This is a genomic window from Mesorhizobium monacense, from assembly GCF_056781675.1.
In genome coordinates, this window is record NZ_CM165567.1 from 1,367,529 (window position 1) to 1,392,911 (window position 25,383).

The 25,383-nt window shown below is 64.1% G+C and carries 10 protein-coding genes; 8 read left to right on the top strand and 2 right to left on the bottom strand.

Annotated features, from left to right (window positions below):
- Positions 1-135: 135 nt before the first annotated feature.
- On the bottom strand, positions 136-5,619 hold the full coding sequence (locus AC1RUK_RS06325) for an alpha-2-macroglobulin family protein (protein WP_481836320.1): 5,484 nt from the start codon (positions 5,617-5,619) through the stop codon (positions 136-138).
- Between the two features lie 280 nt (positions 5,620-5,899).
- Here AC1RUK_RS06325 and AC1RUK_RS06330 point away from each other — a divergent pair, with 280 nt between their 5' ends.
- The 6 genes from AC1RUK_RS06330 to AC1RUK_RS06355 all read left to right on the top strand — a co-directional run bounded on the left by AC1RUK_RS06330 (position 5,900) and on the right by AC1RUK_RS06355 (position 20,510).
- Complete coding sequence (locus tag AC1RUK_RS06330) at positions 5,900-7,828, top strand: autotransporter assembly complex protein TamA (RefSeq protein WP_481836319.1); 1,929 nt, start codon at positions 5,900-5,902, stop codon at positions 7,826-7,828.
- Between the two features lie 3 nt (positions 7,829-7,831).
- Positions 7,832-13,882, top strand: a complete 6,051-nt coding sequence (locus AC1RUK_RS06335) for a translocation/assembly module TamB domain-containing protein (protein ID WP_481836318.1) — start codon at positions 7,832-7,834, stop codon at positions 13,880-13,882.
- Between the two features lie 286 nt (positions 13,883-14,168).
- Positions 14,169-15,821 (top strand): ABC transporter substrate-binding protein, encoded by a 1,653-nt coding sequence (locus tag AC1RUK_RS06340; RefSeq protein WP_481836317.1) that lies wholly within the window; start codon positions 14,169-14,171, stop codon positions 15,819-15,821.
- 227 nt (positions 15,822-16,048) lie between these two features.
- Entirely contained in the window at positions 16,049-17,083 is a 1,035-nt protein-coding gene (locus AC1RUK_RS06345) for an ABC transporter permease (RefSeq protein WP_436172554.1), read from the top strand.
- A gap of 12 nt (positions 17,084-17,095) precedes the next feature.
- A complete protein-coding gene (locus AC1RUK_RS06350; RefSeq protein ID WP_481840206.1) occupies positions 17,096-18,253 on the top strand; it encodes an ABC transporter permease in 1,158 nt (385 codons plus the stop codon).
- A 52-nt stretch (positions 18,254-18,305) separates the two neighbouring features.
- Complete coding sequence (locus AC1RUK_RS06355; protein ID WP_481836316.1) at positions 18,306-20,510, top strand: dipeptide ABC transporter ATP-binding protein; 2,205 nt, start codon at positions 18,306-18,308, stop codon at positions 20,508-20,510.
- A 21-nt stretch (positions 20,511-20,531) separates the two neighbouring features.
- On the opposite strand, the gene AC1RUK_RS06360 is transcribed toward AC1RUK_RS06355, so the two are convergent.
- Positions 20,532-21,122, bottom strand: a complete 591-nt coding sequence (locus AC1RUK_RS06360) for a transglycosylase SLT domain-containing protein (protein ID WP_481836315.1) — start codon at positions 21,120-21,122, stop codon at positions 20,532-20,534.
- Positions 21,123-21,327: 205 nt separating this feature from the next.
- Here AC1RUK_RS06360 and AC1RUK_RS06365 point away from each other — a divergent pair, with 205 nt between their 5' ends.
- Positions 21,328-22,866 (top strand): trimethylamine methyltransferase family protein, encoded by a 1,539-nt coding sequence (locus AC1RUK_RS06365; protein WP_481836314.1) that lies wholly within the window; start codon positions 21,328-21,330, stop codon positions 22,864-22,866.
- 64 nt (positions 22,867-22,930) lie between these two features.
- On the top strand, positions 22,931-25,357 hold the full coding sequence (locus AC1RUK_RS06370; protein ID WP_481836313.1) for a GcvT family protein: 2,427 nt from the start codon (positions 22,931-22,933) through the stop codon (positions 25,355-25,357).
- Positions 25,358-25,383 lie beyond the last annotated feature (26 nt).

A 25,383-nucleotide genomic window follows, 5' to 3' on the forward strand; every position in this document is an offset into this window, starting at 1 on the left:
GCCAATTTCCAACGTTGCGGAAGAGGCGCCGACGATCGCAGCAACGCCCTTCTCCCCGTCCCTATACGGGGAGAAGGTGCCGGCAGGCGGATGAGGGGCAGCGCCATCGCCATGTTCCTGTTCGCCATCTTTGCCTTACGGTGCCTTGACCTCCATCATGCCGGTGGCGGTGCGGGCCGAGTATTGCGGCCGGTACATGTCCTCCACCGTTGCCGCCGGATGAGCGTAGGTACCCGGCGTCACCGCGCGCACGACATAGGCCAGCGCGATGCTGCGGTCGCCGTCGCCGTCATTCGGGTTGAACGCCGCGACGAAACGGTCGTCGCGGAATTCGAGATGGGCGGCATCGGTCTGTGCCAGCCAGGAGAAGTTCGACAATTGGGCGCTGGAGACCAGGCCGGGATTGTCGATCTCGAAGCCGGCCGGCAACAGATCGGTGATCAGCAAGCGCGACGGCCACTTGTTCTGCTCGTAGACCTTGAGCACAACCACGTAGCGTTCGTTCTGCTTGACCTCGGTGACGTTGGCCTCGGTGCCGTCGAGCTTGTAGTAGGTGCGCTCGATGGTGAAGCCGTCGCCGCCGGCCGGCAGCGGCTCGACCGGCGAGGCCACCGTGGTGACGACCGCCTGCAGCGGGGTCTTGCCGGTGTTGGCGATGGTAAGCGGGCTTTCGGCCACGGCGCTGCCGGTGAACCGGTCGGAATAACCGCCGGCATGCGACGCGCCATTCACCGTCAGCGTGATCGAGTCGTTGCCTTCCTTCAGCGCACGCGCCGCCAAAAGCATCCAGGACTCGTCCTGCGTGCTCGTCCAGCGGGCGTCGGCGCGCTTCCTCGCCACCAGATTGACAAGCGCCGGCACGATGGTCGGCACCGGCTTCGATTCCGCCGCCAGCGCCAGTATCGCGGCGCCGTCACGCAACGGCGAGCCGTAATCCGACCGGTAGTAGTCGTAGTCGGTGGCCGACTGGGCCAGCCGCAGTGCCGCCTGGAAGGTGGCTTCCGAGCGCTGCGTATCGCCGTAGAGGGCCAGGCTCGCCGCCAACTGAGCGACGGCCATTGGGCTGGTGAAGGCTTCGAGCTGTGTGTCGGCGTAGTAGCGCAGGTCGCCGACCGAAGCCTTCTTGTTGCGGGCCAGGACATAGAGCGCGTAGGCGATTTCGCTGCCGCGACTCTGGACGTCCTGATCGTAGCCGAGCGAGTTCTGCAGATTGTTAAGCGCCTGGCTCATCGCCAGTGCAGGCACGTCGTATTTCTGCTCGCGCGCCCGGGTCAGGAAGTCGCTGACATAGGCATCCAGCCAGAGATCGCCGGAGCCCGGGCCCCACAGGCCGAAGCTGCCGGCCGAGGCCTGGTAGCTCAGCACCTTGTAGATGGCTTCCTGGATGCGGTTATGCAGGTCCGGGTCGCTGGCCATGCCGACGCCTGACGCCAATTCGTTGACGTAGAGCAGCGGCAAGGCACGGCTGGTCGTCTGCTCGGCGCAGCCATAGGGGTAGCGGTCGAGCGTCATCAGCAGCGATGGCACGTCGAAGGCTGCCGTCTGCGAAACGCCAACACTGACGGACGCGCCGTCGAGCAGGCTTGCCGCCAGCAGTTCCTTGTCGACGCGCAGCGCGCCGACATTGGGTTTGAGGTCGACCACCAGGCGGGTGGTGACCGGCAATTGCGGCGGCCGCACCGGGACATAGAGCGTCTGCTCGACCTTGGTGCCGTCGGCATGGGCGAGCTTGATGGTCAGCGAAGCATTGCCGGCGGTCTTGGCGATCAGCGGCACGGTCAGCGTCTGGCGCTTGCCCTGGGCGAGCGTCAGTTTCTCAGGCAACGGCTTGTCGCCGGTCGACAGATCGCCTGTCGTGTCGATCGACAGGGCATAATCGCCGGCCGGACCGTCCGTGTCGGCAATGTCGAGCCGCATGACGGCGGCATCGCCGGGCGCCAGGAAGCGCGGCAGGCCGGCGGTGATCACAATCGGATCGCGCACGATGACGTCGGACTGGGCATGGCCGACCGCTTCCTTGGTCCAGGCGACGGCCATGACGCGCACGGTGCCGTTGAACTGCGGAATGTCGAAGTCGACCCTGGCCTTGCCGTCGGCATCGAGCTGGACCGTGCCGGAGAAGAAGGCGACCAGCTTTTCGGTCGGCGGACTGCCTTGCGCCTGCAAATTGGCGCCGTCGCCGCCGGTGCGCAACTTGCCGGTGGTGCCGAGCGAGCCGTCGATCAGGCGGCCATAGAGGTCGCGGATCTCAAGCCCGAGCATGCGCTGGCCGAAGAACCAGTTCTCCGGGTCCGGCGCCTTGTAGTTGGTGAGGTTGAGGATGCCGACATCGACGGCGGCGACCATGACATAGGCATTGCTGCCGGGCTGCACGCCGGCGACCGAGACCGGGATCGACAGCTGCTGGCGCGGCATCGTCTTGTCGGGCGGCGTCAGGGTGACGGCGAGCTTTTTCGAGCCCGGATCGACGTTCAGCCATTTCACGCCGATGGCGCGCGCCGGCATGCGCGTTTCCTGCGCATCGCCCGGCCTGAACAGCGTCGCGGTGATGTAGGCGCCGGCACCCCAGTCGTCGCCGACCGGGATGTCGACGGTGCTGCCGCCGACCGGCACCGTGGCGGTGACGGTCTTCAGCAGTTTGTCGGCGCCGATGGTGACCAGCAGTTCGCCGGCAAAGTGCGGCGAGACCTTGAGCTTGGCCACTTCGCCCGCCGCATAGGTGTCCTTGTCGAGGGCGATTTCGAGGCCATCAGGCGTTTCTGTGGTGGTGGAGGAGACATACCAGCCGCCGTCGAACTCATAGCTGGTCGCCGGTCCTTCAGGATCGGCGGTTTCGACCTGCAGCCGGTAGCGGCCCCAGTCGACCGGCAGCGACACGGTCGCCTCGCCATCGGCGGCAAGGTCGACCTGGCCGTTGGCCACCGACTTGGTGAAGGTCACCGGCTCATAGTTCCAGGAATTGTTGGAGCGGTACCACTGGTAATTGCGTTCCACCTTGACCAGCGTCCACAGCGCGCCTTTCAGCGCCTCGCGCTTGCCGTCGGGATCGACGGCAATCAGGCTGAACTTGGCGGTGCCGCCTTGCGGCACCTCGTCATTGTCGAAATCCGGCCGGATGCCGATCATGTGGCCTTGCGGGCGGATGCCGATCTCGAGCGAGCGCTCGACGGCGCGGCCGCCGGTTTCGCGCATCCTGACCGTGACCTTGGCGTCGACCAGTTTGGTGGTCGAGGGCAATTGGTCGACGGAGACCGGGAAGGTCGCCTTGCCGTCTTCGCCGATCACGGGCAGGCCGGTAAACGGGGTCACCGAGGGTTCGGCCGACTGCTCGTCGGCGAGACCGAAGGAATAGCCCTTGAAGCGGTCCCAGTCGCGGGCGGTCGACAGCGTCAACTCGCCTTCGAGTGCCAGGCCAGCTGCCGGCGCGCCATAGAGGAAGCGGCCGTCGACGGTGACGTTGGCGGTCTCGCCCTGTGCGATCTCCTTCTTGTCGGCGGAGAGGTCGAACTCGATGCGATCCGGCACGAAATCCTCGACCAGGAACATCTGGCTGGCGACCGCCGCCTGCTTGGGATCGGTGTAGATCGACACGGTCCAGGTGCCGCGCATGGCGTTGGGTTCGAGCGGCAGGTCGACGGCATGGCCGCCGGCCGATGCGCCGTCGCTGACGATGCGGCGGTTCTCGACGCCGTCAGGACGCGTGAAGATGAAGGTCAGCGGCAGGTTCTCGACCGCCTTGGCGGCGCCGTCGCGGGCGAGCGCCGCGACATGGACATCCTCGCCGGCGCGGTAGATGCCGCGCTCGGTCCAGGCATAGACGTCGAGCGCGCCCGGCGCCGGGCGCCCCGAGACGCCGCGGTCGGACAGGTCGAAGCCGGCCCGGCCCATATCCAGAAAGACGAAGTCGTTGTCGCCCTGCTTGGCCATCAGGACGGCCGGCACCATACCGCCGTCGCCGCGCGTCAGGCCGGGGTTGAAGACTGCACGGCCTTCGGCGTCGGTGGTGGCGGTGCCGAGGATCTCGTTGTTGCGGGCGAGCAGGGTGAGCTCGGCGCCCGATATCGGCTTGGCGGTTCCCAGCGATCGGGCAAAGACGTTGAGACCGTCCTGCCCCGTATAGGTCGACAGGCCGATGTCGGAGACGACGAACCATTGCGTGGCCCGCGAATTATACTCGTCGCTCTTGTCGTCCACCGCCTGCGCGGTCAGCACATAGACGCCCGGCTTGCGCTGCGGCAGGGCCTCATCGACCGGGAAGGAGGTTGTGACCTCCTTGTTGAGATCGTTGGCGATGTCGAGCTGGCCTTCCCAGACCGGCTCGCCCATCTGGTCGGAGATGTTGGAAAGGTCGTAGCCGTCGAGCTGCTTCAGGAACTGATAGCCGGACAGAAGCTGCGTCAGCGAACGGTCGCCGATGCGGTAAAGCTTCATCTTGGCGGCGGCCATGTTGACGGTGACGACCGGAATGCCGCGGCGCGCGCCGGCCGGCAGCACGAAGCTGTCGCCGGTGAAGCGGGCCGACGGCGCGCGGTCCTGCACATAGATCGACAGCACCACGGGTACGGAAATCACCTCGCCGATGGCCGCCGGCAGGCCGGTGCGGAAGGTCACTTCATAGTGCTGGCCATGTTCCAGCCCTTCGACGCAGATCTGCTTGTCCTTGGCTTCGACGCCCTTCGGCGGCGCATTGTCGACGGTGACGAACTGGGCATAGTCGACGCCGGTCTTGACCAGATCCTCGGAAAACTGCGCGCAGATGCGCGGCGCGCTGGTGTCGGCGTCGACCGTGTGATCGATGACGCGGAAGCCCTTGCGCGACTTGAGGTCAGCATAGTCGGCCTGGACCGAAGGCGAAGCGACCAGCGCGAGGCTGGCTTCATAGGCCTGAAGCGCGGGACGGTAGAGGTCGCGGCGGTCAAGCCCGGAGCCGAGCAGCGCCAGCACCTCGGCGCGCGTCCTGGTGGTGCGCAGGAGCTTGTAGGCGTTGAAGCCGGCGGAGGTGGCGTTTGCCGGCAAGGTCGATGCTTCGGAGGTGTTGGAGGCCGGCTGCACCGCAAGCGTCTCGCGCGCCAGATCCAGCCAGAGGTAGCCATCATCGGGCAATACCGAAACCGCGGCCTCGTATTTCTGCATGGCGGAGCGATGGTCGCCGGTCAGCGACGACTGCTCGGCCGCCGACTTGAGTGCCGTCAGCCCTTCGGTCGGCTTGTCATAGGCCGGATCGGTCAGCTTGTTGCGGTATTGCTGGGCCTGGTCGGCCATCCAGCTGGGGAAGAAGGCGAGCTCCGGCGGCGCGCCGATATCGGGATCGCCGTCGACATTGGCGACCTTACCCGCGACGGCACCGTTGAAGGTTTTCAGCTGGTTATAGTCGGATTTGAGGAAACACCATTTGGCCTTGGTGTTGTAGGTGAAGGCGCGGCAGGCCGGATCGCCCAGGCAGGTCGTCTTGCACTGGTCGAGGCTGACATTCTGGTCGGAGCGGAGATCGAAACCGAAATAGTCGGAATTGTCGGTCGTTACGATTCGCCGGGCTTCGGCCGCTTGCGCGACGCTTCCCAAGGCGAAAAAGAGAAGGATAAGGAAGAAAGACAGACCACGAGCCGCGCGCATTGCCATTACACCCTCCAGACAGTGCTTACGTCCCGGCATGTTCAAGCTTCAGTCAGGCTTGTCAACACAAGGACGCGGCAGGTTCCGCCTGCCAACGGTTTCCTTTCCGGCCGAGAGCCGGTATCGGATAGAACCTCCATAGGACAGGGGATCACGCATTCTTGCGACGACGCAGAAGGTGTGAATTCCAAGCCCTGTCTATTTCAGACAATTGGATTGTGGCCCCTTTACGAGCACTTCAGAACTTCATTCCAATTTTAGCATTGCAAGCTAGGTTAGATTTGTAATGTCGGCGCATGAAAGGCATATGTCGGGAGGAACCGCGCGGCTGCGCGGGCTTCCGCGCGTCCTGCTTTTCGCGCTGATGTGTTCCATCATACCTGTCGTCGAAACCCGGAATGCCGCTGCTTTCGAGCTTTTCGGCATCAAATTGTGGGGCTCGTCGAACGACGAGGATGCCGATATCGTCGACCCGCTGCGCTACGCCGTGACCATCGAGGCGACCGACGCCGACAAGGATCTGGTCAAGAAACTCGAAAACGCCTCGACGCTGAAAGCCGACGAAGAACGTCCGGTGTCCGGTTCGCTCGGCCTGCTGGCCAAGGCGCGCAGCGACCGGGAGCAACTGGTTGCCGCCCTTTATGCGGATGCCCGCTACGAAGGCATCGTCACCATCACCATCCAAGGCAAGCAGCTCGACGAATTGCCGCCGGACGCCGAATTCACCGGGCCGCAGCCGATCCCGGTGGTGGTCACGGTGACGCCTGGGCCGAAATTCACGTTGGGCAACATCAGGCTGGAAGGCGACGCGGCTGGGCTGGCGAGTGCCGATTTCGGGCTGATCGCCGGCGGCGATGCCGGATCGGGCGCCGTGCTCAAGGCCGAAGCGCTGATCATCCGGGCACTGAAGCAGGAAGGCAGGCCGCTGGCCAAGGTCACGGGCAGCCATATCGTTGCCGACCATGCGACCTCGACGCTCGACGTCACGCTGACCGTGGCGGCCGGACCAGTGGCCGGCTATGGCGACACGACGGTGGAGGGCACCGAGAAGGTCGACCGCGATTTCACCGAATACATGACCGGCCTGAAGCGCGGCCGCCAGTATTCGCCCGACGAGATCGACGACGCGCGCGACCGGCTGCTCGGGCTGGAAGTGTTCAACAGCGTGACGCTGAAGGAAGGCGACGGCCTCGACGCCGACGGCAACATCCCGATCGACGTCCAGGTCAGCGAGCGCAAGCCGCGCTATTTTGGCCTCGGCGGTACCTTCTCCAACACCGAAGGCCTGGGGCTGGAAGGCTATTGGGGCCACCGCAACCTGTTCGGCCAGGCCGAAAAGCTGCGCATCGACGGCGCAATCAGCGGTATCGGCAGCAATGAATTCACCGGACTCAACTACAATGCCGGCATCATGTTCGAAAAGCCGGGCGTCATAGGGCCGGCGTCGAAATTCTTTGCCAGCTTCAGAACAATACTTGAGCATCCCGACGCGTACGACAACTTCTCTGTCAAGGGCAGCACGGGCTTGTCTTACGAACTGGACCAGAGGCAGACGGTTTCCGCGGAAGCCGCGCTCGAGTATTCGAAGATCGACGATGCATTCGGCAAGCACACCTATCTGATTGCGAGCGTCCCGCTGCAATATGTCTACGACAGTCGCGATTATCGACTGAATCCGACGAAAGGTTTCAGGGTTCTGGCTTATGCCGAACCGAGCTACGACTTTTTGAGTGGCGCGGCTTTCGTCAAGCTGAGGGGCGAGGGATCAGCCTATCAATCGCTCGACTCGGCCTCAAGGTTCATCTTCGCCGAACGTGTCGCCGTCGGCTCGATCGTCGGCACCAGCCTCGAGAACGTTCCGGCCAATCGCCGCTTCTATTCCGGCGGCGGCGGCTCGGTGCGCGGCTATGCCTATCAGGGCATCGGCCCGAAGGACATCGACGGGCAGCCGATCGGCGGGCTCTCCCTCTTCGAAACCTCGGTCGAGATGCGTATCGCCGTCACCGATACGATCGGCATCGTGCCATTCGTCGATGCCGGCACTGTCTCGACGAAGTCCTTCCCGGACTTTTCCGACATGAAGGTCGGCGCCGGCGTCGGCGTGCGCTATCTGACGCCATTCGGTCCGCTGCGGGTCGACGCGGCGATCCCGCTCAACCGCGATCCGGGCGACCCGCGTTTCGGCATCTATGCCGGCATCGGTCAGGCGTTCTGAGCCATGAAGACGTTCTGGCGCATCTTCCGCATTGTTCTTTACACGCTGCTCATCGTGGTGGCGGCGGCGGTCGGCGCGTTGGTCGTGCTGACCAAGACCGAGCGCGGCCGCGACAACCTCGCCGGCATCGTCTCGCATCTTGCGTCGAGCGATGACCGAAAGGTCACCGTCAGCGGCATAGATGGCATCTGGTCGGGGGCGCTCAGGCTCGACCATGTCGTGCTGGAAGACCGCAACGGCGCCTGGCTGGTGGCCCGCAAGGTCGCCGTCGACTGGTCGCCGCTGGCGCTTCTGTCGAAGAGTTTTGATGCCGAGCGCATCGGCGCCGAGCGCATCGAACTGGCGCGGTTGCCGGCGGCGAGCGCGCAGCCTAGCCAGAGCGGGACCACAACGCTGCCGGTTTCACTCGACATTGGGCAGATCGATCTTCCCGAGATTGCGCTCGGCCAGGAACTCTCCGGCAGCGGCATCGCCGAGCTTGCGGCGAAAGGGTCGGTCAAGGCAAATGCCTCGCCGCTGGCTGTCGAGACAGTGCTCGCCATCACGCGCCATGACGGCAAGCAGGGCAATGTCGATGCCAAGGTCCATTTCGCGCCCGCCGACAACAAGCTCGACCTCGATCTCAAGGCATCAGAGCCAGCCGGCGGCATCATTGCCAATCTGCTCAAATTGCCCGACGCGCCGCCGGTCGACATCATTGTCTCGGGGACGGGGCCGCTGGCCAACTGGAGCGGCATCGGCACCTTCGTCGTCGACGGCCAGATCGTCACCCAGCTCACCGGCCGCCACCAGCTCAGCGACCAAGGCAATCATGTCGAGGCCAAGGGCGACGGAGATTTCGGGCGTTTCCTGCCGGAGAAGCTGAAGCCGCTGTTTGTTGGCAAGACCAGCTTCGACCTTGCCGGCACCGCGACGCCGGCCGGCGGCGTCGACATCGAGCGCGCCACGATCGAAAGCGACGCCGTGCATGGCACCGCCGCGGGCAGGGTCGATCCCAAGGGCGCGAGCGACCTTTCGGTGGAGCTTGCCGCCAAGGGTGAGCCCGTGCTGCTCGACGTCGGCACCAAGGCGCAGCCGGTTACCGTGGCGGTGAAAAACGCGACCGCCCGCGCCTTTGGCGACGGCAAGGCGCCGATGGTCGATATCGGCGCGTCGCTGGTTTCGGTGGCGGCAGGCGGCACGCAGCTCAACGATCTGGCGGCGCAGATCCATTCCGACGGCTTCGACATTGAGAACCGCAGCGGACCGGTCAGCATCAAGCTCTCGGCCGGCGGCCTGAAGACCGATGTCGCGACGCTGACGCCGCTGGTGACCGGCAAGCTGGCGGCCGATCTCGCCGGCAAGGTCAGCAAGGACGAGATTTCGCTCGACCAGGGAACGTTGCGCAGCGACGCGCTCAATGCCTCGCTGACGGCCACTCTGTCGCTGACCGACCTGGCGATGAAGCTGAAAATGAACGCCGATGCGGTTTCATCGGCGCTGCCGCCTCAGATCAGCTCCGTGCTCGGCGAGCGGGTGACGTTCTCGGCGACCGCGACGCGCGACCCGCAAGGCTCGTTCGCCGCCAATTCACTCGAATTGACCTCCGGTTCGCTCAAGGCCAGCGGCACCGCCAGCGCCCAAGGCAGCGACATCCAGGCCGACATCAAGGGTACGCTCGGCGACGTTTCGGTGCTGTCGCAACTGGCCGGCGTGCCTCTCGCCGGCGGCGCCGACTTCGCGCTGACGGCAAGCGGCGCGCGCTGGGCGCCGGACTTTTCCGTTTCGGCCAACAGCGCCAGCCTGACGGCGTCGGGCCGCACGGTCAAAGACATCAAACTGACTGCATCGGGGAAGGCTGATGTCGCCAGTCCCGCGGCGGATGTCTCGCTGACCGGGTCGGTCGACGGCCAGGCGCTCGACATCAAGGCGGCGCTGGTGACGAGCGACGGCAAGCGATCCATCAAGGGGCTCAGCCTGTCGCTTGGCGACAACAAGGTTTCGGGCGACCTTGTGCTCGATGACAAGCTGCTGCCGCTCGGCACGCTGACGCTATCTGCCCCCGATATCGCGCCGCTGGCTTCGCTTGCCGGTCAGGCGGCGGCCGGCGATATCGGCGGAGCCATTGCCTTCGCCAAGGACGGCGAGGCTCCGACCGTCACCATCAATGCGGCCAGTACAACGATCTCGCGCGGCGAGGTGGCGGCGAAGGCGATCACCGTCAACGCGCTGATCGCCAACTATCTCAAGAGCCCGGCGATCTCCGGTACGATCAAGGCCGACAGCGTGACATCGGGAACGACTGTCATCAGCGGCATTGGCGTCGACCTGAAGCGCGATGGCGACTGGACCAATTTCACCGGTGGCGCGACGATCGCCGGCATCCCGGCTATCGCCGCCGGCCGCGCCAAGATCGCCGGTGGCACGACCAGCATTGAGATCGCTTCGGGCGAGGCAACCGTTCGCGGCATCAAGGCCGCCATCGCCAGCCCGTCAAATCTCTCCATCGCCAATGGCGTGACCAGCATCGAGCGACTGGTGGTCGATGTCGGCGGTGGCGCGGTGACGCTCTCCGGCACTGCGGGTCAGACGCTCGACCTGGCGGCAATTTTCTCCGCGCTGCCGGCAGCGCTTGCCAATGATTTCTCCCCCGGCCTCGACGCTGCGGGGACACTCGATGGCACGGCGCAGGTGACGGGATCGCCGGCTAACCCCGACATCCGCTTCAATATCCAGCTCGCCGGCGCCGAGACCAGTCAGACCCGGCAGGCTGGGCTCGGACCGCTCAACCTCAATGCCGCCGGCGGCTTCACAGCCGCCGGCGGGATCGCCATCAATCACGCGACGCTTGCCGGCGACAAGATCTCCGGCAAGGCCGTCGGCACGATCAACCCGAATGGCGCCAGCGATTTCGCGCTCGACCTGACATCGACCGGTCCCAGCCTGCCGCTGTCGCTCGGCAGCACCGAAAGTCCGATCAAGCTCGAGTTGCAGGCGTTGTCGGTGAAGGCGGCGGGGCAAGGCATGCGGCCGAGGCTGGATATTTCGGCAGCGCTGCCCTCGGTCGCCACCAACCACGCCAAGGTCGAAGGCATCGCGCTGGCGCTGCATTCCGACGCCTTCGACGTCAAGAGCCGTACCGGACCGATCTCGGGTACGGTGACGGCGGACAAGATAGGACTGGACAACCCGACCATCGCGCCGCTGATCGCCGGCAAGATCATCGCAAAAGTCGCCGGCAGCCTTGCCGCGGATGCCATCACCATCGACAGCGGCTCGGTGCAGGGTGCAGCACTCGACAGCGCTTTCAACGGCCGGGTTTCCCTGGCCGACGGCGCCATCGACCTCAATCTCAAGGCGGACGCCCTTTCGGCGGCTTTGCCGGCGGCGGCGCGCGGCGTGCTGGCCGATCGGACGCAACTCAGCGCGACGCTGAAGCGCGACGCGCACGGCAATGTCAGCGCAAGCCCGGTCACGCTGGCGTCTGGTGCGCTGACCGCCAATGGGCAGGCAAGCCTCGCCGACAACAAGCTCAGCGCCGACATCAAGGGCGCACTATCAGATATCTCGCTGCTGTCGAAAGACGCCAAGGGCGCCATTGCTTTCGCGCTGAATGTGCAAGGCGCGAGCCTGGCGCCGGACCTGTCGCTGACGGTCGACAGCGACCGGCTTTTGGTCGCGGACCGCGAGATCACCGGCCTGAAGCTGACCGCCACCGGCAAGGCCGATGCCGCCAATCCGGCCGCCAATGTGCAACTGACCGGCAATGTCGCCGGGCAAGCGCTGCAAGGCAGCGCGGTGCTGGCGACGACGGACGGCAAGAGCGCCATCAACGGACTGCTGCTGTCGCTGGGCAAGAACCGGATCTCCGGCGACCTTGCGCTCGACCAGGCCTTCGTGCCCGAAGGCACGGTGGCGCTCGACCTGCCCGATATCGGGCCGCTGGCCGCACTGGCGCTGGAAAAAGCCGAAGGCGATGTGCGTGGCACGATTGTCTTCTCGAAGAGCGGCAACGCGCCACAAGTCGCTATCAAGGCGACAACCGGTTCGCTCTCGCGCGGCGATTTGGTGGCGAAAACCGTTTCCATCGACGCGCTGATCGCCAACTATCTTGCCGCGCCGGTGATCTCCGGCAAGATCCGCGCCGACAGTGTCACTTCCGGCGGCACCGTCATCCGCGGCATCGATGTCGATTTGAAGCGCGACGGCGACTGGACCGGCTTTTCCGGCGGCGCCACCGTCAAGGACATTCCGGCCAGGGCCGTCGGCCGGGTGAAGGTGGCCAATGGCACGACGACCATCGAGCTCACTTCCGGGCAGGCGACGATGCAAGGGATCAAGGCGGCGATCGCACAGGCCTCGACCATCAGCATCGCCAATGGAACGACGAGCCTGGACAGGCTGGTGCTCAACCTCGGCGGCGGCACGGCGACGGTAACCGGCAAGGTCGGGCAGGCGCTCGACATCAATGCCACATTGGCCAAGGTGCCGGCCTCGCTCGCCAACAGTTTCTCACGCGGCCTCGATGCCGCCGGCTCGATCTCCGGCACGGTCAAGGTGACAGGCGCACCAGCCAATCCAAGCCTTGCGTTCAAAATCGATGCAGGCGGTGTGCAGACCTCGCAGACCCGCGGCGCCGGCCTTGGCGGCATGAACATTTCCTCGTCAGGAACGTTCGCCGGCAAGAAACTTACCTTTGACGTCAACATCAGTGACGGGGCCGGTCTTGGCCTCAAGGGCGGCGGCTCGGTGACCATTGCGGGCGCGCCGGCTCTAGTGCTCGACTTTTCCGGCAAGGTGCCGTTTTCCTTCCTTGCCGCCAAGCTTGCCGCGCAAGGCCTGTCATTGAACGGCACTGCCAATGTCAATGTGCAAGTGCGCGGCACGGCGACGTCGCCGGTCATCGGCGGCACGGTCAGCACGTCAGGTGCCCGCCTGGTCGATGCGCGCTCTGGCCTTGCCGTCAACGACATCGCCGCCGACGTCTCGATCGGCGCCGGCGTCGCCCGGATTAATCGCCTGACCGGCACGCTGTCGACGCGCGGCAGCCTTTCGGCCAGCGGCACGGTCGGCATCAATCCTGCGCAAGGGTTCCCGGCCGACTTGTCGGTCAAGCTAACCGACGGCCGCTACACCGACGGCAGGGTGGTCACGGCCAATCTCGGTGGCGACTTGACCATCAAGGGACCGCTCGCCTCGGCGCCGGTGATTTCGGGAACCATCAACCTGGCCAAGACCGTCATCACCGTGCCTGAGAAGCTGCCGGGGTCGCTGTCGGCGCTCGACGTCAAGCACAAGAACGCACCCGGCGCCGTGCGGGCGCAGGACAAGGCGCTGCGCCCACCAACGACAAGCGGCGGCGGTGGCGGCAGCGGGCTTGCCCTCGACGTCACGGTCAACGCGCCGAACCAGATCTTCATCCAGGGCAGGGGCGTCGATGCCGAGCTTGGCGGTTCGCTGAAGCTCACCGGCCCGGCGTCGTCGCCGCATGCGGTCGGCACCTTCACCTTGCAGCGCGGGCGGCTGTCGATCCTCGCCAAACGGCTGACCTTCACCGAGGGCACGGTCGGCTTCTCGGGCTCGCTGGTGCCTTATCTCAACCTGACGGCAACATCGACGACGAGCAGCGCCACCGTCACCATCGTGGTGTCGGGCGAGGCGACCAATCCGAAATTCACCTTCTCGTCCGTGCCGGCCCTGCCGGAGGACGAGGTGCTGGCACAGCTGATCTTCGGCCGCTCGATGTCGAACCTGTCGCCGCTGCAGATCGCCCAGCTTGCCGAAGCCGCGGGGCAACTGGCTGGCGTCGGCGGCTCGACGTCGCTGCTCGAAAACCTGCGCAGCGCGATCGGCGTCGACGACCTCGACGTCACCACGGACGAGAAGGGCGGCACGGCCGTCTCGGCCGGCAAATACCTCAACGACCGCACCTATGTGACGATCCAGAAGGGTGACAAGCCGGGTTCGGGCAAGGCGACCATCGATCTCAATGTCGGGCGCGGCGTCAAATTGCGCGGCGAAGCCAACGATGCAGGGGAAGCCAAGGGCGGCATCTTCTACGAGCGCGAATACTGAAATCGGCGACGATCGCGGGCGTCGGGAGGTGCAACCCTGGCGCAAACTCAAGGATCGGCTGGCGCTGTCCTATCCCGTTTGAATGTCTCATTTTAATCGCGCGCCGGGATTCGAACGGAATCTTCCGGGCAGTAGCAATTTTGCGTCAAGACTGTCGCTATCACGCGAACTGCCCTCCTTCCAAAGTTGCACATTCGCTAACATGTTCCCAGTCCGTGTCGGTCTTTGACATCACGGCGCGGATGCGGAATGTTAAAAGGCAGAAAGCCAACAATGGGAGTCAGTCATGGCAATCTACAAAAGCAACGGTGACCGCGTTCCGGATCATATCCTGGCAATGGCCGAAGAAGCCAAGGCAGGCAAGATGGACCGCCGCGAATTCCTCGCCCTGGCCAGCGTCTTCGGCGCGTCCACGGCAATGGCCTACGGCATGCTCGGTCTGGCCGACCCGACGCCGGCCAAGGCGGAAGAAGTACAGGGCAAGAAGGGCGGCATCCTGAAGGTCGCGCAGTGGATCAAGGACCCCAAGGATCCACGCAAGGCCGATTGGTCGGAAATCGCCAATGCCGAGCGCCAGGCGCTCGAGCCGCTGGTCAAGTACACGACCGAATACACGTTCCGCCCCTATCTGCTCGAAAGCTGGGACATCAACGACGACGCCACCGAATACACGCTGCATGTGCGCAAGGGCGTGACCTGGTCGAACGGCGATGCATTTACCGCCGATGACGTGATCTTCAACCTCAAGCGCTGGGGCGACAAGAAAGCCGACGGCAACTCCATGCCAGGCCGTCTCGGCTCGCTGGTCAAGGACGACAAGCTGGACGAAAGCGCCGTGACCAAAGTCGACGATCACACCATCAAGCTGAAGCTGGGCAAGGCCGATATCGCGCTCATCCCGAACATGTGCGACTATCCAGGCCTCATCGTTCACAAGACCTTCGACGAGAAGGGCGGCGACTTCAAGGCCTGCCCGATCGGCACCGGCCCGTTCGAACTCGTCTCCTACGATGTCGGCCAGAAGGTGGTCTACAAACGCCGCGAAGACAACAAGTGGTGGGATGGCGAGGTCTTCCTCGACGGCGTCGAGTTCATCGACTACGGCACCGATCCGGCGGCGATGGTCAGCGCCTTCGAAGCCGGCGAAATACACACCAACTACGAAACCTCGGCCGACTACGTGTCGATCCTCGACGGCATGGATCTGGCGAAGTCCGAGGTGGTCACCGCGGCGACCATCGTCTGCCGCACCAACGTGGCCAACAAGCCTTACGATGACCAGAAGGTGCGTCAGGCGCTGCAACTCGGCGTCGACAACGCTGTCGTCCTCCAGCTCGGCTACGGCAATGCCGGGACTGTCGCCGAGAACCATCATGTCTGCGCGATTCACCCGGAATATTACGAATTGCCGAAAATCGCGCGCGACCCCGCCAAGGCCAAAGCCATGATGGCGGAAGCGGGACAGGCGGATTTCGAGCATGAGCTGATCACGGCCGACGAGGACTGGAACAAGAACACCGGCGATGCGATCGCCGCACAGCTGCGCGACGCCGGCATCAAGGTGAAGCGCACGGTGTTGCCGGGCTCGACGTTCTGGAACGACTGGACCAAGTATCCGCTGTCGATGACCACCTGGAACATGCGGCCGCTCGGCGTCCAGGTTCTGGCGATCGGCTACCGCACCGGCGAAGCCTGGAACGAGACAGCCTGGTCGAATCCTGAATGGGATACCAAGCTCAACGCCGCGCTTTCGGTCGCCGATGCCGCCAAGCGCAAGGAGATGATGAAGGACATCGAGCAGACCCTGCAGGACTCCGGCATCATCATCCAGCCCTTCTGGCGCAAGCTCTACAGCCACTCGGTCAAGGCGGTGCAGAACTACAAGATGCACCCGACATACGAGCGCGACTACGGCAAGGTCTGGCTCGAGCAGGCATGATCGGATCGATCGGGGAGGGGGCGGTTCGCCCCTTCCCCATCACTCCTCGCATGGTTCCAGAACCGGAAGCCGGCGCAGCAGAAAGTTGCGGACTCTTCGGGAAAGATCATGCAATAAAACAGGGTTGATCGCATCCGACGGCCGGTTTGACAGCCAACTCTGCCGGCAACGGTAGAGCTGGTTTTCGAAGCTGGCTCCAACCCCAACCAGACCGGCAGGGGACCGCCATGCTTTCTTTCGTTATCAGGCGCCTGGGCACCATGGCATTGACGATGCTGTGCCTGACGATCATCGTCTTCTTCCTGATCAACCTCGATCCGAATTTGAAGAAGCTGGCGATCAGCCAAACTGAAATGCACACGTCCGCCGAGCAGCTCGAAAGCTGGCTGGTGGAACACGGCTACCGCCAGAACTTCTTCGTCCGCTATGGCCAATGGCTCGGCGTAATGCCCAAGCAGCCGGTCACCGATCCCGCGACAGGCAAGCCGACCCAGCGGTTCTCCTTTTGCAACGACCCGCTTGTGCCGACATATTCCGGTATCCTGCAGGGCGATTTCGGCTGCTCGACCAAGTTCAAGACCACGGTGGCGTCGAAGCTGTTCCCGGCGCTCAGTGCCACCGGCATCCTGATGCTCTGCGTCCTGTTGGTCATGATACCGATCTCGCTGCTGACCGGCATCCTTGCCGGCATGCGTGAGGGTTCGCGAACGGACCGGACGCTATCGGTCGCCTCGATCGCCTCGACGGCGACGCCCGAATATGTGTCGGGCGTCATCTTCACCGTCATCTTCGCCTCCTGGCTAGGCTGGCTGAACGGTTCGGCGGCCTCGGCCAGCCAGGGCATCACTTTCTACAATTTCACGCTGCCGGTGATGACGCTGGCGATCTACGGCATCGGCTATATTGCGCGCATGACTCGCGCCTCGATGGTCGAGGTGATGACGCAGCAATATATCCGCACCGCGCGGTTGAAGGGCCTCTCCTTCGGCAGCGTCGTGGTCAAGCACGCGCTACGCAACGCGCTGATCGCGCCGTTCACCGTCATCATGTTGCAGTTCCCCTGGCTGCTCACCGGCGTCGTCATCGTCGAAGTGATGTTCCGCTACCAGGGTTTTGGCTACACGCTGAAAGAGGCGGCCGAAAACAACGACATCGACCTTTTGCTCGGCTGTTCGCTGGTCTCGGTGTTCATCGTGCTGATCACGCAGCTCATTTCAGACGTCGGCTACGCGTTTCTCAATCCGCGTATCAGAGTGCAGTAGGGGATCGGGCGGATGCAGGTCGAATATATCAGCGCCTTCAATGTCATCCTCGGTGTGATCGGGCGGTTCTGGCCGGTCTGGATCGCTCTTGCCATCGTCATGGGCGCGAGCTTCGCCTACAAGAAGAAGCTCGGCCTCTACGGCCAGCTGTTTGACAGCGGCGTCGGCATCGTCGGCGTCGGCATTTGCCTGTTCTGGCTGTTCACGGCGATCTTCGCCTCGACCGTCGCGCCCTTCGACCCGCTCGCCCAGGTGCCGGTCATGAAGGACGCGCTGCCGGGCGGGATCGAGCCGGTATCGAAGCTCATCTACTATTTCGGCGGCGACAAGCTGGCCCGCGACGTGTTCTCCCGCATGGTCTTTGGCAGCCAGATCGTGCTGATCATCGCGCCGGCGGCGACCGGCTTTGCGCTGATGGTCGGCATCACGCTCGGCCTGCCGGCCGGCTATTATGGCGGCAAGATCGACACCGTGCTGTCTTTCCTCGCCAATCTGGTGCTGGCCTTCCCGGTCATCCTTCTGTTCTACCTGCTGGTGACGCCGGGCATCATGGACACGCCGATCCCCTATGCGATGGCCGGGCTGTTCTTCCTGTTCCCGATCATCTTCTTCAGCGTGCTGTTCTGGACGCGCTACAAGAACCGGCCCGACCGGCTCTACATCCTTCTCGGCATCACCCTGATCGTCGGCGGCTGGCTCTATGCCGGCCTTGTCTTCGATGCCGATCCGCTGAGGATCGTCCACATCGATCCCAACCAGCTCAACATCTTCGTGGCGGTGGTGTTCGCCTCCAGCCCCGGCGTGTTCCGCATCGTGCGCGGCCTGACCATGGACATCAAGACGCGCGACTATGTGGCGGCGGCGCAGACGCGCGGTGAATCACCCTGGTACATCATGCTGTGGGAGATCCTGCCCAATGCACGCGGACCGCTGATCGTCGATGGCTGCCTGCGCATCGGCTACACCACGATCCTGCTCGGCACGCTGGGTTATTTCGGCCTCGGACTGGCGCCGGAAAGCCCGGACTGGGGCACCGCGATCAAGGACGCCAGCCGCCTGCTGCGGTCCTTCATCCACCCGGCTTTGCCGCCGACGATCGCGCTGATGTCGTTCGTGCTGGGGCTCAACCTGTTGGCCAACTCGCTGCGTGAACAATCGATGAAAGACTGACGGACGGGTCTTCGACCCGACGTGCCTGACAAAATATGGATTGGAGCGACCCATGAATGAGGCAGTTCGAAATCCCGGCAAGCCGACCAGTGGGCCGATCATCGAGATCGAGAACCTGTCGATTTCGTTCTTCACCCGCAAAGGCGAAATACCGGCCGTCATGGATTTCTCCTGCACGGTCATGCCCGGCGAAGCGATGGGCATCGTCGGCGAATCCGGTTGCGGCAAGTCGACTGTGTCGCTCGGCATCATGCGCGACCTCTCCAACATCGGAAAGATCGTCGGCGGCCGGATCAAGTTCCAGGGCAAGGACATGGGCGAGCTGTCCGACGAGGAGCTGCGCGCCATCCGCGGCAATAAGATCGCCATGATCTACCAGGAGCCGATGGCGAGCCTCAATCCGGCGATGAAGGTCGGCCAGCAATTGATGGAAGTGCCGCTGATCCACGACAAGGTGTCGAAGGAGGAGGCTTACAGCCGAGCGCTCGACATGGTGCGCTCGGTCAGGCTGCCCGATCCCGAGCGCATGATGCGTTCCTATCCGCACCAGCTTTCCGGCGGCCAGCAGCAGCGCATCGTCATCGCCATGGCGCTGCTGTCGAAGCCGGCGCTACTTCTGCTCGACGAGCCGACGACGGCGCTCGACGTGACGGTGGAAGCCGGCATCGTCGACCTGGTCAAGGGGCTCGGCGAGAAGTTCGGCACGTCGATGATCTTCGTGTCGCACAATCTCGGCCTGATCCTGGAGACCTGCGACCGCATCACGGTGATGTATTCGGGCGAAGCGGTGGAGACCGGCAAGATCAAGGATGTCTTCGACCGGATGCGCCATCCCTATACGCAAGGCCTGTTCCGCTCGATCCCGCTGCCCGGCGCCGACAAGAATTCACGGCCGCTGATCTCGATCCCCGGGCAGTTGCCGCTGCCGCACGAGCGGCCGAAGGGCTGCAATTTCGGCCCACGCTGCCACCATTTCGTCGAGGGCGTCTGCAACGCCGCCGAAATCCCGATGATCGAGGTCGAGGGTCACGAAGGGCATTTCTCGCGCTGCGTGCGCTTCAACGAGATCGACTGGGAAGCGCTGCCGCCGGGCGCCAAGAAGGTCAACGAGCGCGTTGTGCCCGGCGCGCCGGTGCTCAAGATCGAGGATCTGAGGAAATACTACAAGGTCGGCGGCAGCGAGGTGTTCGGTTCGAGCGAAGGCCGCGTCGTCAAGGCCAATGAGACGATCTCCTTCATGGCGCGCGAATCCGAGACAGTGGCCATCGTCGGTGAGTCCGGCTGCGGAAAGTCGACGCTGGCCAAGGTGCTGCTCGGTCTGGAAACGGCAAGTTCCGGCAGCGTGACGCTCGGCAACACGGAAATCCAGTCGACCGGCATCGAAAAGCGCAGCGTCGAGACGGTGTCGTCGATCCAGATGGTGTTCCAGAATCCGTTCGACACGCTCAATCCCAGCCACACGGTCGGCTCGCAGATCATCCGCACGCTGGAAAAATTCAATGTCGGCAACAATGTCGCCGAGCGCCGCAAGCGGATGCTCGAACTGCTCGACCTGGTGAAGCTGCCGCGGGCGTTCGAGACCCGCAAGCCGCGTCAGCTGTCAGGCGGGCAGAAGCAGCGCATCGGCGTGGCACGCGCCTTTGCCGGCGACGCCAAGGTGGTGGTGGCCGACGAGCCGGTCTCGGCGCTCGACGTGTCGGTGCAGGCTGCGGTGACCGAACTCTTGATGGACATCCAGCGCAAGAACAAGACGACGATGCTGTTCATCAGCCACGACCTCTCCGTCGTGCGCTACATCGCCGACCGCGTCGTCGTCATGTATCTCGGCTATATCGTCGAGCAGGGCACGACCGACCAGATCTTCGCACCGCCCTATCACCCCTATACCGAGGCGCTGCTGTCGGCGATCCCGATCGCCGACACCAGCGTGGTCAAGAAGCACATCGTGCTGGAAGGCGACATCCCGTCGGCGATGAACCCGCCAACCGGGTGCCCGTTCCAGACGCGCTGCGGCTACAAGAAGCTGGTGCCGGACAATCTGTGCGAGACCAAGGTGCCGCCGGTGAAGAACCTCGGCGACGGCCATATGAGCCTGTGCTGGCTTGCCGACGACGTGCTGGCCAAGATGGAGCCGGTGATCAAGTTCGACAAGGAGCACGCCGCGCATGAGGGCGTGCCGGAAGACGCGCCGCAGGTGACGAAAGCGCAACCGGCTGCCGCCAAGCCCAGACGCCCGAGTGGCAAGAAGCCGAACTGACGGATCGAGGTTAAAGGCCGTTCAGTTGCCGCATTGCCGCAACTGTGCGGCGTAATCCTGCGCCATCTTTTCGGTCGCCCGCGCATAGCCCTGTACGCCGGCGTCGCCGCGGTTGCCGCGGCCATAGGCGGTCCAGCCGAGATAGTAGGCCAGATAGAGATTGTAGGTGTCGTTGCGCGCGACGCCGAGCGTGTCCGATGTCTTGGAATGATACCAGCCGACGAAATCGACGGCGTCGGCAAATTTTGTCCGCCGCGCCGCCCAGTTGCCGGTTTCGCTCTGGTATTGCGCCCAGGTGCCGTCCAGCGCCTGCGAGAATCCTGTGGCCGAGGAGACGTGCTTCCACGGGATGAAGCCCAGGAGCTTGGTGCGCGGCGGTCTGGCGTTGCTCTTGAAGCCGGATTCCTTGCGCACAGTCGCCATCAGCACGGGAACCGGTATGCCGTATTTCTGCTCGGCGCGCTCGGCCGCCGCCTGCCAGTTGTCGAACCAGCCGTCATTCTGGTCGAAGACGGCGCAGACATCGTTGATATGGCTCGGCGGCGTCGCGCAGGCGGAAAGCGCCAGCAGCACGGTGACAGCTACGATTTTACTAAAACTCGACCTACGCATTGGCAGACGAATAGGCCGAAAACATAAAGGGATTCTTGCAGCGTTTCTTAACGGCCCGCGCCCATGTGGATCGGTATCGATATTTCGACCTGCTCTGCCGTTTTTGTTTCCATGGAATTTCGGAAATGCCGCATTGGCTAAAATCTCGCCGGCAAACGACGGATTTCTGACATCGCTATTGCCGCGCCGGCGCTTTGATGGGGCCATGACCGAACCAAGACGCAAACGCGGCGCCGAGCGAACCAGCAACAGGGGCCCGGCCGCCATCCCGCAACTGCCGCTGAGACGGGTGACCAATCCCTATCCGCCGATGGCCATGCTCTCGGCGGACCAGATCGAGGCGATCCATGAAGCTGCGATGCACATTCTGGAGAATTTCGGTATCGAGGTGATGAGCCCGCGGGCGCTGTCGCTGTTCGAGAAGGCTGGGGCCAAGGTCGATCACGCGACGGCGAATGTCCGCATCGATCGCGGCATGGTCGAGGAAGCGCTGAAGACGACGCGTTCTACCTATACGCTGAAGCCGCGCAATCCGGCCCAGGCCATCCATCTCGGCGGCAACACGATCAACTTCACGCTGGTCGCCGGGCCACCCAATGTGCACGACATGGAGCGCGGCCGCCGCGCCGGCAATCTGCGCGACTATTCCGATCTCACCCGGCTGGCACAGCATTTCAACTGCATCCACATGCTCGGCAACCAGGTCTGCGCGCCGGTCGAACTGCCGGCCAATTCCCGCCACCTCGATACCTATTTCACCAATCTGACGCTGACCGACAAAAGCTTCCATGTCTCGGCGATCGGCAGGGGTAGGGCGCTGGACGGCATCGAGATGATGGCGATTGCGCGGGGCCTGAGCCTTGAGCAGATGCGCGACGATCCCGGCATCACCACCATCATCTCGGTCAACTCGCCGCGCCGCTTCGACGAGATGATGGCCGAAGGGCTGATGACCATGGCCGAGTTCGGCCAGTCTGTCGCGGTGACGCCGTTCACGCTGATGGGGGCGATGAGCCCGGTGACGCTGGCCGGCGCATTGGCGCAGCAAAACGCCGAGGCGCTGTTCGGCGTGGTGCTGACGCAGCTTGTGCGACCCGGCGCGCCGGTGATGTATGGCGCCTTCACCTCCAATGTCGACATGAAGTCGGGCGCGCCGGCCTTCGGCACGCCAGAGAACACCAAAGCCAACATCGCCTCAGGGCAATTGGCGCGGCGCTACAATCTGCCCTACCGCACCACGCCGGGTTCGGCCTCCAATGCCGCCGACGCGCAAGGCGCCTATGAGACGCTGATGGCGCTGTGGGGCGCGGTGCTCGGCCACGGCAACCTCGTCTACCACGCCGCCGGCTGGCAGGAGGGTGGGCTGACGGCGTCGTTCGAAAAGCTCATCATCGATGTCGAGATGATCCAGCACATGATGGAGTTTTTGCGCCCGATCGTGGTCGATGAGGCCGAGCTTGCGGTCGAGGCCCTGGGCGCGGTGCCGACTGGCGGCCATTTCTTCGGCGAGCCACACACGCTGGAGCGCTATGCGACTGCCTTCTACCAGCCGATGCTGTCCAACTGGCAGAATTATGAAGCCTGGCAGGAGGCCGGCGGGCTCGATACGACGGCGCGCGCGACGCGGCTGTGGAAGAAGGCGCTGGAAGACTATGTCGAGCCGATGATGGATGTCGCCGTGCGCGAGGCGCTGGAAGCCTATGTGGCCAAGCGCAAGGAAGCGATCGGGCAGGGCGAGCCGTGAGACCACAATCCTCCCATCCCGATTCACTTCATCCATCCAACTCACTGAAATAACGAGAAAAACCATGAAGTCGCATGCAAAGGTCGTGGTCATTGGCGGTGGCGTCGTCGGATGTTCCGTGCTCTTCCATCTCGCCCGCCATGGCTGGACCGATGTCGTGCTTCTCGAGCGCGACGAACTGACCTCGGGCTCGACCTGGCACGCGGCCGGTGGCATGCACACGATCAATGGCGACCCCAACGTCGCCAAGCTGCAGAAGTACACGATCTCGCTCTACAAGGAGATCGAGGAGCTGTCGGGACAGGCGACCGGCGTGCACCTGACCGGCGGCGTGCTGCTGGCGGCGACCGAGGCGCGGCTCGACTGGCTGCGCGGCGTCGTCGCCAAGGGCCGCTATCTCGGCATCGACCTCGAGGAGATCTCGGCCCAAGAGGCGGCCGAACTGATGCCGCTGCTCGATCCGAAACAGTTCGTCGGCGCGGTGCGCAACAAGGAGGACGGTCATCTCGATCCGTCCGGAGTGACGCATGCTTACGCCAAGGCCGCGCGCAAACTCGGCGCCGAGGTCGAGCGCTTCACCAAGGTGGAGGACATTGTGCGACGGCGCGACGGGCTGTGGCGCGTCCTCACCAACAAGGGCGAGGTGGTGGCCGAGCATGTCGTGAATGCCGGCGGTCTGTGGGCGCGCGAGGTCGGTCGCATGGTGGGGCTGGAACTGCCGGTGCTGGCGATGGAGCACATGTATCTGATCACCGAGGACATGCCGGAGGTCGCCGCCTGGAACGCCAAGACCGGCACCGAGATCATCCACGCGGTCGATTTCGACGGCGAGCTCTATCTCCGCCAGGAGCGCGGCGGCATGCTGATGGGCACATACGAGAAGGCCAACAAGCCGTGGTCCGAGTTCCAGACGCCATGGAATTTCGGCCATGAGTTGCTGGAACCGGACATCGACCGCATCGCGCCGTCGCTGGAGGTCGGCTTCCGGCATTTCCCAGCCTTCCAGAACACCGGCATCAAGCAGATCATCAACGGGCCTTTCACCTTCGCGCCCGACGGCAATCCGCTGGTCGGGCCGGTGCGCGGCCTGCCGGGCTTCTGGGTCGCCTGCGGCGTGATGGCGGGATTCTCGCAAGGCGGCGGCGTTGGTCTCGCGCTGTCGAACTGGATGATCGAGGGCGATCCGGGTGCCGACATCTGGGCGATGGACGTTTCGCGTTACGGCGACTGGGCGACGATGGCCTACACCAACGCCAAGGTGCGCGAGAATTATTCGCGGCGCTTCTCGATCCGCTTCCCCAATGAGGAATTGCCGGCCGCGCGGTCGCTGAAGACGACGCCGGTCTACGACCTTTTGTCAGCCAAAGGCGCGCAGTGGGGTGTCTCCTATGGGCTGGAGGTACCGCTCTGGTATGCGCCTGAAGGCGTCAAGGATGAGTTCTCGTGGCGGCGTTCGAGCGATTTTTCCCACGTCGCCCGCGAGGTCGCGTCGGTTCGTGGGAGCGTCGGCCTGGCGGAGATTTCGAACTTTGCCAAATACAAAGTCACGGGCGAGGGGGCGGCAGCCTGGCTCGACCGCCTACTTGCCTGCAAGCTGCCGAAACCCGGCCGCATGACGCTGGCGCCGATGCTGAAGGAGGACGGCAGGCTGATCGGCGATTTCACCCTGGCCAATATCGGCGACGGTGAATGGTTCATCGCCGGGTCCGGCATCGCCGAGCAATACCATATGCGCTGGTTCGAGGCGCATCTGCCTGCCGACGGTTCGGTTCGCATTGAGGCGCTGGGGCAAAAACTCACGGGTCTCGCAATCGCCGGACCGAAGGCGCGAGAGGTGCTGGCGAAAGTCACCCGCGCGGGTGTCTCCAATTCTGCGTTTCCCTTCATGGCAGTCGCAAAAATGGATATCGGCATGGCGCCGTGCCTGGTGGGCCGCGTCAGCTACACTGGCGACCTCGGCTATGAGATCTGGGTGGCGCCGGAATATCAGCGCGCCGCGTTCCAGGCACTGATGGCGGCCGGCGAGGAATTCGGCATCGGCCTGTTCGGCTCGCGTGCGCTCAATTCGCTCAGGCTGGAGAAGAATTACGGCTCATGGGCGCGCGAATACCGGCCGATCTACGGACCGCTGGAGGCCGGGCTCGATCGCTTCGTCGCCTACGGCAAGGAGGCAGATTTCATCGGAAAGCAAGCGGCGCTTGCCGAGCGCAAGCAAGGCGGCAGCCTGCGTTTGCGAGCCTTCATCGTCGAGACTGATGACGCCGATGTCATCGGCGACGAGCCGATCTGGTTCGACGGCGCCGTACGTGGTTGGGTCACCTCGGGCGGCTATGCGCACCATTCGAAAAAATCCGTCGCCATCGGCTATGTGCCGAAGGAGATTGCCGACGAGAGCGACGGTTTCGAGATCGAGCTTCTGGGTAAGCGCCATGCTGCGCGCATGCAGGCGACGCCGCTGTTCGATGCGAATTTCGAGCGGATGCGCGCCTGATCAGAGACGCGCATCTTCTCGGCCTG